Source organism: Vibrio sp. V38_P2S17PM301, assembly GCF_009904845.1.
Taxonomy (GTDB): Bacteria; Pseudomonadota; Gammaproteobacteria; order Enterobacterales; family Vibrionaceae; genus Vibrio; species Vibrio proteolyticus.
Genome location: NZ_WXWO01000075.1, coordinates 1 through 12,211 on the forward strand (window position 1 = coordinate 1; position 12,211 = coordinate 12,211).

The 12,211-nt window shown below is 49.3% G+C and carries 11 protein-coding genes and 1 tRNA gene; 4 read left to right on the forward strand and 8 right to left on the reverse strand.

The features are described 5' to 3' along the window. The first annotated feature begins 98 nt into the window (after positions 1-98). The 3 genes from CAG64_RS16015 to CAG64_RS16025 are packed head-to-tail and all read left to right on the forward strand — an operon-like array spanning position 99 to position 2,958. Complete coding sequence (locus tag CAG64_RS16015) at positions 99-2,090, forward strand: type VI secretion system Vgr family protein (protein WP_161457358.1); 1,992 nt, start codon at positions 99-101, stop codon at positions 2,088-2,090. Next, on the forward strand, positions 2,090-2,653 hold the full coding sequence (locus CAG64_RS16020; RefSeq protein ID WP_161447563.1) for a DUF6931 family protein: 564 nt from the start codon (positions 2,090-2,092) through the stop codon (positions 2,651-2,653). The genes CAG64_RS16015 and CAG64_RS16020 overlap by 1 nt, the downstream gene beginning before the upstream one ends. A gap of 8 nt (positions 2,654-2,661) precedes the next feature. Continuing rightward, the gene (locus CAG64_RS16025) at positions 2,662-2,958 is read left to right on the forward strand and encodes a PAAR domain-containing protein (RefSeq protein WP_021703720.1); all 297 of its coding nucleotides are present in this window, start codon (positions 2,662-2,664) and stop codon (positions 2,956-2,958) included. Between the two features lie 77 nt (positions 2,959-3,035). Here CAG64_RS16025 and CAG64_RS16030 read toward each other — a convergent pair whose 3' ends face one another. The 5 genes from CAG64_RS16030 to CAG64_RS16050 form a co-directional block, all read right to left on the reverse strand. Then, complete coding sequence (locus CAG64_RS16030) at positions 3,036-4,163, reverse strand: HNH endonuclease (protein WP_021703721.1); 1,128 nt, start codon at positions 4,161-4,163, stop codon at positions 3,036-3,038. Between the two features lie 15 nt (positions 4,164-4,178). Further along, positions 4,179-4,775, reverse strand: coding sequence for a class I SAM-dependent methyltransferase (locus CAG64_RS16035; RefSeq protein ID WP_161447564.1), 597 nt, complete (start codon positions 4,773-4,775; stop codon positions 4,179-4,181). 251 nt (positions 4,776-5,026) lie between these two features. Beyond that, positions 5,027-5,114: transfer RNA gene (locus CAG64_RS16040), tRNA-Ser, on the reverse strand. A 142-nt stretch (positions 5,115-5,256) separates the two neighbouring features. Continuing rightward, positions 5,257-5,706 carry an L-alanine exporter AlaE gene (locus CAG64_RS16045; RefSeq protein WP_161447566.1) on the reverse strand — a complete coding sequence of 150 codons (450 nt, stop codon included), beginning with the start codon at positions 5,704-5,706 and terminating at the stop codon, positions 5,257-5,259. A gap of 233 nt (positions 5,707-5,939) precedes the next feature. Continuing rightward, complete coding sequence (locus CAG64_RS16050) at positions 5,940-8,366, reverse strand: hybrid sensor histidine kinase/response regulator (protein WP_021703724.1); 2,427 nt, start codon at positions 8,364-8,366, stop codon at positions 5,940-5,942. 123 nt (positions 8,367-8,489) lie between these two features. On the opposite strand from CAG64_RS16050, the gene CAG64_RS16055 reads away from it, so the two are divergent. Beyond that, positions 8,490-9,059 (forward strand): UPF0149 family protein, encoded by a 570-nt coding sequence (locus CAG64_RS16055; protein ID WP_161454234.1) that lies wholly within the window; start codon positions 8,490-8,492, stop codon positions 9,057-9,059. A 45-nt stretch (positions 9,060-9,104) separates the two neighbouring features. Here CAG64_RS16055 and CAG64_RS16060 read toward each other — a convergent pair whose 3' ends face one another. The 3 genes from CAG64_RS16060 to ybgF all read right to left on the reverse strand — a co-directional run bounded on the left by CAG64_RS16060 (position 9,105) and on the right by ybgF (position 12,208). Beyond that, positions 9,105-10,142: a potassium channel protein gene (locus CAG64_RS16060; RefSeq protein ID WP_021703726.1), complete on the reverse strand. Its 1,038-nt coding sequence runs from the start codon at positions 10,140-10,142 to the stop codon at positions 9,105-9,107. A gap of 106 nt (positions 10,143-10,248) precedes the next feature. Beyond that, a complete protein-coding gene (gene nadA, locus CAG64_RS16065) occupies positions 10,249-11,310 on the reverse strand; it encodes a quinolinate synthase NadA (protein WP_021703727.1) in 1,062 nt (353 codons plus the stop codon). Between the two features lie 115 nt (positions 11,311-11,425). Beyond that, entirely contained in the window at positions 11,426-12,208 is a 783-nt protein-coding gene (gene ybgF, locus CAG64_RS16070) for a tol-pal system protein YbgF (RefSeq protein ID WP_161457229.1), read from the reverse strand. Positions 12,209-12,211: the final 3 nt, after the last annotated feature.

Genomic DNA, 12,211 nt, shown 5'->3' on the forward strand with positions numbered 1-12,211 from the left:
CTTATTGATCTAAGTGTTTATCAACGCGTTTACTTTTATGTTGATGTGTTTTTTATTTAAGCAAAAAACCACATTTTGCTTACAGGAAATGAGAAATTATGACCAGCAGTGAATTGCTAGCCAAAAGTCGCCCGCTGACGGCGAAACTCGCGGACAATAAGAAATACGTTGTCACCCATTTAACGGGAGAAGAAGCAGTTTCTGAAGGTTGCCGTTTTTCATTGTCTGTGGCCTCAAACGCAGAAATCAACGAAAGCAACCTCGGTAAGAGTGTGTCAATCTCACTTGAACAGTTGTTTGAAACCCGAACCTTGTCTGGTTTGTGTATCTCGATTGAATTCACCGGTTTCAGTCAGGAAAAACAACTCTATTTCTATCAGATTGAAGCCGCCGATCCTCTGGCGTTACTGGCCTATCGACGTAACCGAAAGATCTTCCAGAATATGACCACCAAACAGATTCTGGATACGTTACTTGGCGATAGCGACTTTAAAAACTATTTTTCGTTTTCGGTATCCGGCGGTGGCAAAAAACATGACTATTGCGTCCAACTGGATGAAACGGATCAGCAGTTTATCCGGCGCCTGCTCGCCAGCGAGGGCTGGCATTTTCATGTCCGTCATGATTCGGGTAAGCCGTCGGTGGTGATCGCCGACTCTAACCAAAGATTTGAACCAATACCTGAACCCAAACTGTACTACCAGGACGGTAGCCAGGCTGCACATCGGGCACTCAGCAACTGGAGCCACGCCACGCACATGGGCAGCGCCAAAGTGTCGTTGGCGGACCACACTCAGGCACTGGCAGAAGTGTTTGAAAGCGGCGAGCGTAAAAGCGCGTTTGACAGCTCCCCATCGGCGCTGGCGCAAAACTGGTTTGGTCTGGGGCTCGACAACAAAAACGAAGCACGTGATGCCGCCAAACGCCAGATGGACGCACTGGATGCGGTCAAATCGGTCTCCAAAGCCAGTTCCAGTATTGCAGCGTTGGCCTGTGGCTTTACCTTCCGTCTCAATCAACACCCGCTCAGTTCGATGAATCAGGAGTACGTTGTTACCCGGCTGACTCATCACGTTTCCACCGACGAAGGTGGTACATCGCCGGTGTATCGTAACCAGTTCCATTGCATTCCGGCTTCAGTCACCTATCGCCCTCAGGTTCAGGATAAGCCCAAAGTGCACAGTGTCCATACTGCCTCCGTGACCGGCCCCAGCGGTGAGGAAATCTACCGCGATAAAGCCGGACGAATCAAAGTCCAGTTCCACTGGGACAAAGACGGTAAGCGTGACGAAAACAGCTCCTGCTGGCTGCCTGTATCACAAGGGCTGGCCAGCAAAGGGTTTGGCGCTCAGTTCACGCCGCGTATCGGCGACGAAGTATTGGTGCAGTACATCGACGGCGATCCCGATCGCCCGGTGGTTACGGGCTCGCTCTACAACACCAAAAACGCAGCGCCTTATAGCGCAGCTTCGCAAAGCGGCCTGAAAACCCGTTCGACCCCGAAAGGCAGCAGCAAACAAGGCAATGAACTGCGCTTCGAGGATCAGAAAGACAAAGAACATATCTTTCTCCATGCGGAAAAAGATCTGCTGATTGAGGTTAACAACGATAATCAGACTACGATCAAAGGAGCGAAACGCACACAAGTCGACAAAACGGTGACCCTGAATGCCAAAGAAGCCATTCAGGTTGAGGGAGATAAAACCCTCACTGCCAAAAGTAAGGAAGACTGGACCGGAGACAGCGGCAAAGATCTCAACCTGTCGGCGGCATCCAACATGGCGTTATCGGCCAAATCGTCGGTCACCGTCGACGGCAGTACGATATCGCTGAGCGGAAAAAGCAAAATTGAGCTCAAAGTCGGCGCCAGCAAAATTGAGATCAGCGCCAGTGGCATCAAGATTGACGCACCTCAGGTGGCGATTAATGGACAAGCAAAAGCCGAAATGAAGGCGGCAATGGTCAACATCGAAGGACAAGGAAAAGCCGATGTAAAAGCCGCACTCGTGACGGTAAACGGCAGCGCTATGACGCAGGTTAAAGCTGGCGCCATGGTGCAGATTCAGGGAGCGATAGCAAAGGTAAACTAATGACTTTACGCAAAATTCCATATCAACACGCTAGGGACATCATTGAGTTTTATTCGCCAAATGCGCAGTTTAGTCAGTTGGCCGCCGATGAGTGCTCCCCCACAGAGGTGATTAACGCCGCGATGGAGCAGGAAATGTTTGCGGACGCAGTCACATTTCTCGCCCACGCCATGCCGGTCAGGGAAGCCGTATGGTGGGCCGCCTGCTGCGCAGCTACGCGCAGTGACTGGAATGAACACGAAGCCAATGCCGTTCGCGCGGCGAAAGCCTGGGTACATACCCCGGACGAGACCAGCCGTCGTCACGCCGAACAAATGGCCGATCTGGCCGGGCTGGAGTCCGGCGCTGGCTGGGCCGCGCAATCGGCATTCTGGAGTGGCGGCAGCATGACCAAGCCCGATGATCCCATAGTGCCGCCCCCGCCTTACCTTTACGCGCAAGCAGTGGCCGGCAGTATCAACCTCAGCGCCGTCTTACCCGACGGTGAACACGCCAAACAGCGCTACCGCGACTTTATCGACATCGGCCTGAACATCGCCGCTGGCGGAAACGGCGAAAACTAGGAGTTTTTATGTTACCCGCAGCCCGTGCCACCGACATGCATATGTGCCCAATGCAAACCCCGGCACCCGTGCCCATTCCGCACGTCGGTGGCCCGTTATTGCCCCTGCCCACCACGGTATTGATTGGCAACCTACCCGCGGCCACCATGGGTCAAATGTGCGTATGCGTCGGCCCACCAGACAGCGTAGTCAAAGGCAGCGCCACGGTGCTGATCAACAACAAACCCGCCGCACGCATGGGCGATCTTACCGCCCACGGCGGCACGATCGTTATGGGCTTGCCAACGGTACTGATTGGTGGGTGAAGAGGCCACAGACCAAAGGAGCTGAATTGCTCCTTTGGGGTTAGGGGGGAGTTAAGGAAAGCAAGAGCGGTTGAATGTCATAGGCCTTTGAATAATTCAGCTCTGTGGTAGGCAAGATACTTTTTATGCTCATTTCTTATTTCAAATGACATGCCCTCGCTGACACCAATTATCTCTGGATTTTCTAAATCACTGGCGATCATAACCCGACCATGCTCATCAAACGAAATGAAGCCAAGATCGAATGCTTTATCCAGATTTGCCAACAACAACAAACCATTATACTTATCCAAACGTTCTTCGTTACTGGAAGCTCTCCATGGTTTGATGTGCGACGCGATCAGGATCTGAGTATTTTTATAGCCAGTCACCGCACATTTTCTCCACAATTGAATCAATTGTGTTCTAAAAATCCCTTGCCCTATTCTCGTGCTTACTAATATCTTCTTTTCTGTATCCGTTAGATTATCGTCAGACATGACTTGTCTGATATCTGCATTCACATCAACTTGTGCCAGATCGACAAGAAATTTGTGGTAACTCGATAACGCGGCACTATACATTCCATTACCTTTGCTATCATGACGCTTGAATGTATCTAACTGCCTGGCTTTTTCTTCCACTTGCAGAAATTGACGATAAGATCCTATGTCGGTGATAGGCTCTCGGATTTCTCCAGCGTCTTTCAGCCATTTTGAAATTGAGAATCTCACAGCCTTAGAATAGTTCTCAGCTGTTTTTTCTTTCTTGCCGATATCGATCAGCCACTGAAAGTATAACGCAGCTAAATCCGATAGGTTCGACACCAAGGCATCTTTAAGTTCATTTGATACAATAGAGCTTTTCATAAAATGAAATAGCTCGTCATCTAGATAAGCGTAAGAAATCGCTTTGGCCGAATATCGGTTGGTATTAAAAGCATCAAAATTTTCTTCGTATACGAGGTGCCAAAAGCCTTCACTCTTCAAATGGAAATATGGGTTCTCTGGTGTATTTTTATCCTTTCCTTCTGAAAGGTTATTAAAATGTACAGTAAATTGGTCCTTAAGCACTTGATCGAGCTTGATCCGATTTGAAGCAATGACCCCGATCTTAATGAGATCCATCACGGCCAGAAGCATACAAACTTTATGTGGACTCTTTCTGCTACCCCTTCGATTCATATTCAGATTGCGAAGTTTCTCTAAGTAGTACTCAAGCGACATATATTCCTCTTAGTTCTAAGCAATCTTCTTCAATACTACGGTTTTCCAAGTAATATCGTGTCTTTTAAGCATGTCTGTTTGTTCAGTAACCTGACATATAGAAAGGCATGACGACAAACATAAATTCTCTAGCTCTGATACCGACACATCAAAGTGTTCTCGTTCATCATGAAACGAACCATGACGCAACGTAATAACCAAAATCCCATTGTCAGAGAGTAAATCCGATAAAGTCTTAAAGGCCGCAGCACGGTTAGATGTCGGAAGATGCATCCAAACACCAGAGAGCAAAATAAAGTCATAAAGGTTTTCTAACCTGACAACACTGGTCAAATCCGGCAAAGAGTCGTTGATCCAATTAATTTCTTTAGCACTGTTCTCAATACCAAGTTGACGCATCCCACTTGAAGGCTCAACAGCAACGACCGAACAACCTTGTTTATGGAACCACCTTGCGTCGCGTCCCGTTCCTGCCCCTACATCTAAAACAAAACTACCTGAACGAGGCCAATAGGTACGACAAGAATGGTGAACGGATTCAAACTCTACCGAGTCATAGTATTTCGCCAGAGAAACTGCATTTTTATCGTAAAAAGAAGGCATTAAAGACATAGCCAATCACTTTGTTTTTCGTCAACTGATGATATACGGTTCACAAATATAAAACGATAAAGTATGAGAAATTGATGGAATATTGTGACCAGTACCTAACTAAAAAGTGTTATTAAAAGAGATAAGCTCACTCACTAAGTGCATGTGAAAATTAACTCTTTTGATAGAGAATATTCGTGTTATCGAAGCAATAAGATCTACGATTGCTGGAAAACGAAAAAACCCCAGCATTTCTGCTGGGGTTTTGAATGTGGCGGTGAGTGAGAGATTCGAACTCTCGATACGTTGCCGTATACACACTTTCCAGGCGTGCTCCTTCAGCCACTCGGACAACTCACCGAATTGTTGCGTTGACTGCGTTAGCCAACGAGGCGCTAATTTAATGATTCCATTGGTGTTGGTCAAGGGTAAATAGCAAAAAAAAGCGCTGAATGGGATCGTTTGGTCACTAATTAGCTAAACCGGGCTATATTTGCTCGATTTATGCTTGTTGATAGTAACCCGGTACCCGAAACCATTTGCGGCACAGGTCCAGGAAATAGCCGTACAGTACGCCCATTCCACACGACACAACGGCATTACTGGCTACGGCGGTCATGATCTGGTCGCCTGACGCGCCAACTGTCCACAAAATGGCAGTATATACTGGAGACTGGAACAACACGTAAGCCAGCAAATCCGAAACGTTTTTACTCAGCCGCGTGTCTGAGAGGCGACGCCCCTGGCGCAGTACGTAGTCACGGAACAGTCCATACGGCCAAGCAATGGCAATATTGACCGGGATCGACAGCGTTCTTGACGCCAACGACTGTTCAAACGTCATGCCCGATACAAAAATCTCAATCATCATCCCTGAGATGAAACAAAACACAACCATTGCAAAGGTGTCAGCAGCGGCGTGACGAATACAAAACGGACCTCTAGCTTTCATATTCATTTCCAGAATAAATATCTATAAAAAAGCACAAAGTGCAAAACCATAAACCATAACTTAAGCAAAAAAGCAGTTCATGAAACTATTAGAACATAGTCTTTAAAGATATAGATTCCGTTTTTTAACATAAGTGGTAAATAAATTACCAATTTACGTACAAAAACTAGCTTTAATCACTAACAAAGGATTCTAGTGATCGAATTTTTGTTGAAAGGATAGAAAAACGTTATTTAGTTACAGAAATCAGAGAGCAAGACGGCGAGTAAATCGAGATCTTCGGCTAAGGGACTGGATTGATTATCCAGGGCTTCTCCTACTCGCTCGATGACATCTGCCGCTGGTTGTGTCAGTTGCACGCCCAGCACCTGCTTTATTTTGTTTAAACGCAGGCGCGCATCTTGGTATTTATGGTTTTCAATGTCCACATAGAGGGCCACCAGGCTTTCTTCGTGAATCACCACTGAGGGCTGTTGAGAAGTCGCTTCACTGACAAACTGATACAGTAGCGGCGAGTAGCGATACAGAGCGTCATCCAGTTCGTTTTCGTCGATGGGTTTGGCAACAATATGGTTGGCGCCCGCGTTCATCATCCGCTGCTGGGTTTCTTTAAACACATCCGCCGTGCAACCAAAGATCAACGTTCTGGCTTTGCGGTTTTGCAACTGACGAATGGCTTTAATCGCCTCCACGCCGTCCATAACCGGCATATGGTTGTCCATCAGGATCAAGTCGTAGTGTTTATCCAGTAACTGGCGCACCGCGCGCTCGCCGTTTTCCACACAGTCACAAATAAACCCTTTGGAACGCATGAACGTTTCCATAATGATGGTGTTGGTGCGGTTATCCTCGACAATCAAACAACGCAAACCGGTGTAGTCCAGCTTGCTGTGCGTCTCGACCTCCACAGTGCCCGGTTCACATGGCTCAACGGCAATCAGAACGTCAAAGTTGCTGCCAATACCCTCCTCGCTGACCACAGTAACATCTCCGTCCATCAGCTCACAGATTTGCTTGACGATCGCCAATCCCAATCCGGTGCCCCCAAAGCGGCGGGTGGTTGAAGACTCGGCCTGCTCGAAAGGTTTGAATATCCGCCGCTGCGCTTCTTTAGCGATCCCGATCCCGGTATCTCGCACTTTCACCGATAAATAGGTTTTGTCGTTCATCTCGACTTCTTTGAGGTACACCTCGACAAAGCCTAAAGAGGTGAATTTGACCGCATTGTTGAGCAAGTTAAACAATACTTGACGAATACGTGCCTTGTCAGACAGATACCAACGCCCCGGCTCTACTTCCGAGAACACCTTAAACTGCAAGCCTTTCTCAAAACACAGCGTGTGGTAGACGCTGTTAATACTGCCGATGATCGAGTCGAGCGGGAATGGGGCGTGTTCCAGTTCCAGGTGCCCCTGCTCTATTTTGGAGAAATCGAGGATTTCGTTGAGCAACGTCATCATATGATCGCCAGATTCATAGAGTGATTTCATGTATTTACGCTGCTCATCCGTCAGATCGCTTTTCAGCAAGATCTGCGCAGTACCCAGCACGCCGTTCATCGGGGTGCGAATCTCATGAGACAAGGTGGCCAGAAAGGCGCTTTTTGCTTTGGTCGATGCCTGCGCTTTGACTTTCTCGGCTTCCAGATAGACCGTCTTCTGGTTAAAGCTGTCGATCAGATGGCGAATTTCATCCTGACTGCGATAATCCATATCGATGATCCCCCCTTCGCGGGAGGCGTCGACTTCCTGAGCAATCAATACAATCGGTTTGAGTAGATAGCGATTCAACAGATAGTAGCCCAGCATAACGCACAGCAACAAAATCGGCAGCAAGGCAAACTCGACCTGCGATACCAACTGATAAACTTCATCGTTGATCCGCCGCTGGGCGTTCACCACATCCATCTGCCAGCGAAAGTCCCCGAAGGACAATTCACTGATGTACACGCCTTTCGCTATTCGGAAGTTATGTTCAGTGATCGCATCGCCATACGCGTCACGCAAAAACACACCGAGTTGGTGGTCTTCGGCCATGCGACTGACAAAATCAATCAGGCTGTTGAGTGACAAGTCCACCGTGGCCACACCGGCAAATGCGCCATTGACGAAATACGGTGAAGAGGCAGTAAGCATCTGAATGTGGGTATAAGGGTCAATGTAGACTCGCGACCAAGCGATGCTTCCGGGCTGCGCGCTTGCAGACGTAATGTACCAGGTTTCGCGATCGTAACCACCGGACTGAGGGTTGTTCCAGGAATAAACCCGATCGACGTGCCCCTGCTCGGTACGGTTATAAAACAAACTGGCGTAGGCGGTATCCGGACGTACCGAATAAGGTTTGGGCCACAGCCCGCCACTCACCGTCACACCATTAATCACAGAAAATAGCGATCGTAATGCTTTGTCTTGACCCTGCGCATCCTGACCGCTTTGACCGATGCTGACGATACTTTGTAATATGCCCATTGAGCTGTTGAGCGGTTCCACAACCTGAGCGGCAAGCAATTCGGTTCGGGAATCGAGGTTTTGCTCCAGTGTGAAGCGGAGCGGCGGTTCAACCACGAGGTAACTGACCGTCCCGATAGTGGCGATAATAAAGCAGAGATAGACGGCGAGAGCAAAGATGCTCTTTCGCTTAAGCGAGGAACGAATTTCCATAAGTGATTGATTATCTCCTTCTATCTAAAAGCTATAGCGAATGCTGTAAGGCATCAAGTCTTTTTATCTAATTCTATGACTGCTACTATGACGCCTGTTGAATTCATCACAGTGGTAATTACATTGACTCTACAAGAACTCCTCGCGCTGCCAGAGCTGCAGGGCAAGTTGCTCAATGAAGCAAAAACACACGGTTTCGTTACCGCGATGGCGGCTGCTCCTCATGAACTTTCTCCGCACGAATGGCTGCCGTTCCTTTGGGGCGGTGAAGAAGTGGCGCCCTTTTCTGATGGCGAACAACTGGAGTGCTACATTGAGGCGGTAATTGCCCTGTGGAATGGCTATCGCCCCGCTCTGCTCAACAACGGCTGGAGCTGGCCAGAGCTTTGTCAGTTAGACGAAGAAGAGATCGTCAACGAAGCCACGCGTGATTTTTGTGAAGGTGTTCTGCAAGGCTGGCAACTGTCACGCGACGATTGGGAAACCATCATGCCGGAAGACAGCGAAGACAACGCGCTACTGGGCGGCGTTCTGCTGTCTTTGAGCATGCTCTACGATCCGGAAACCTCTATTGCCACTCTGGCTGAACAAGGCATTGAGGGCTTAGAGCAGTTTGAAGAGATTTACAATGCGATGCCAACGATGCTAAGTGGTTTGGCTATGCGCGGCGCAATGCTGGCTGCCGATCAGTAAGCATTGACGTTACGGCAAAATAACCTGGCTATTGCCAGGTTTTTTTTATTTTTCCACCGCATGCCAGTCAAAGTCATCAATGCGTTCATCGGCGATGTAAAACACCCGATCGCCTGGATTGATCACGGTATCCAGCTCCGGGTTCAGTTGAATACCTCGCCCGCTGTCGATGGCAATGAGTGTCGCTTTGTGGCGCGCTTTGATGAAGGTAAACACCCGCTCAACACTGATGGCGTCACTGTGTTTGGGGTAGACGGTAGAATATTGTGTCATGCCTCGCGTTGAGGCCAGCAGCTCCTGGTGCAACTTGCTGGAGCCCGGATCCACCGCCGCTTTCGCCAGCATTTCAGCGCCAACCGCCGGAATACACTCGGCATTCGGGCAGTGTTGGCTCAGAAGCTCGCTGAGCGCTTCATCTTTAAAATACGCCAGCAAATGCGCGTTAGGATTACGGTTGGCGCAGTAGAGCGCTGCTGAGAGCGTCACGTCGTCTTCCAAGTTATCAACGATGATGCAACTGGCCTGATCAATACTGGCGTTTTCCATTTCTTTTGCATCGGTGTAACTGTTGACACGCACAAAACCGATTTCCCCGGGCAACGGATTTTCGATGTCACTGCGGCTGCACAATACAATCGGACGCTTACCGGTTTCTTCATGTTGCAGCATTCTGATCATGTGTATGGTGCGCTGGCCATTCCAGCCCAATAACAAGATATGATTGCTCAGATTCATTTTACGTTTCCCCAGAATTCCTGCTCTCCAATACTCCACCGCCTCGCTGGCAATACGACCCAGCAAAGCTGCAAACAAACTCAGCCCGGCCGGTATTACAAACAGCAACACCACCCATTTGCCCGCATCCGACTGCGGCGAGTAATCACCATAACCGACGGTCGAGGCCGTCACCATCAGGTAGTAGACAAACGTTGCCGGGTCGTCCGTCAGCGCCTGCTCGCCCGCCAAACGGAGCAACAGCCACGATAAGACTAAATACGCGATCAGAAACAACAACAGGTTGCGATTGCTGATGTCGAACAGTCGCGCATTGACCCATTGTTTGAACGTTAACCAGATTGACATTGATATTCCTGTGTGACGTCCACGATGTGTAACATGGGGTAAGTATCAGGCACAAAAAAACCAGCCGCTACGGGCTGGTTCTAATTCTGTGCACCTTATCAATCCGTTAAGCATTGCCCTTGACTTGCATATTCAGTTGCTCTGCAAAGTCCAGCATGCGATTAAGAGGGATAAGCGATTTCACACGCACCTCTTCATCAACGAAGATTTCATGTTCCTTGCCGCCATCGCGCAACGCGCTTTCAATTGCGCTCAGCCCGTTCATGGCCATCCAAGGACAATGCGCACAACTGCGGCATGTCGCGCCAGCGCCGGCCGTTGGTGCTTCAATCAGCTCTTTTTCCGGCACCAGTTGTTGCATTTTGAAGAAGATGCCTTTGTCGGTGGCCACAATCATCTGTTGTTGCGGTAATGCTTTGGCCGCTTTGATCAACTGACTGGTCGAGCCGACAGCGTCGGCCAATTCCACGACGCTGGCTGGTGACTCCGGGTGAACCAGTATCGCGGCATTTGGGTACAGGGATTTCATTTTACGCAGAGCGTCGGCAGAAAATTCATCATGCACTACGCACTCACCTTGCCACAGCAGCATGTCTGCGCCCGTTTTATTGGCAATGTACGAACCTAAGTGGCGATCCGGGCCCCAGATGATGGGTTTGTCTTCCGCATCCAGGTGTTCCACGATCTCAAGTGCAATACTGGAGGTCACCACCCAGTCTGCTCGCGCTTTCACTGCAGCCGACGTGTTGGCGTACACCACCACGGTGTGGTCCGGGTGCGCGTCACAGAATTCGGTGAACTTATCCGCAGGACAGCCCAGATCCAACGAACATTCAGCTTCCAGTGTGGGCATCAGAATTCGTTTCTCTGGTGTCAGGATCTTGGCTGATTCCCCCATAAAGCGCACGCCAGCAATGATCAGCGTAGACGCTGGATGGCGGTTGCCAAATTTGGCCATTTCCAGCGAATCACCGACAAAGCCGCCGGTTTCTTCCGCCAGAGCCTGAATTTCAGGGTCAGTGTAATAGTGGGCAATTAAGACCGCGTCTTTTTGCTTAAGCAGCGTCTTAATGTTGTCAATGTGGACTTGTTTTTGTGCTTCAGTCAGTGGAACTGGCTTGGGTGGAAACGGGTATACGGTATCTATTTTATCTAATATGTGGCTCATTGCTCTTGCCTACGCAACTTCCAATAATCCGCGTATTGTACACCTGTTAACAGCTGTGGATCAAAGAATAGCAAAAGAGGCTGACGGGCAGCCTCTTCTCATACGCATCTGGTTTCTATTTGAGCTTTTGCTTGGCAAGCTCAGCAGAAGCGCTGGTCGGATACTCGTCGACCACTTGCTTATAGAACTTTTGTGCCTGTGCATCATTGTTGTTGCGCTCGGCAATATCACCCAGCTTCACTAATGCATCTGCACGTTTGTTGGACTCTTCGTACGTCAGTACGGCAGCGAAGCTCTTGGCGGCGTCTCTATCCTGCTTTTTGGCAAAATAAAGCTGACCCAGCCAGTAATGCGAGTTCGCGGTAAAGGACGAATCCGGATAATCTTTCTGGAATTTTTGGAATGCCGCAATGGCACCGGTGTAATCACGCTTTTTCAGGATCATATCAACCGCATCCTGATACGCGGCCTGCTCGCTGGCGTTAGTACTAAACGTACCACCGGCCGACTTGGCAGACGCCGCTTTGCCGCTCGTTGCGGCTTTAGGCGCGGAATTCATCTCGCTACGCAGTTTATCCAGTTCGACAAACAGCTCACGCTGACGTTGCAACATCTGCTGCATGTCATGGTTGTTCTTTTCAAGTTGACCACGCAGGCTGCTGACTTCGTGTGACAGCTCGTCAATTTGCTGCTGCATCTGAATCTGCAGGCGGTTACGACTTTGTAGCATGCGCTCCAGGCGTGCGACATCCGTCTCGTTGCCGCTGGCTGACGCAGACGCGCGAGATGAAGATGAGGAGTTTGATAGATCAGATACTGGGGCTGGTGCAGCGAACGCCAGGTTCGCTGCACTTGCCAGTAACGTAAGCGCGGTAATTCGCTTTAAGTTACTGAACATGAG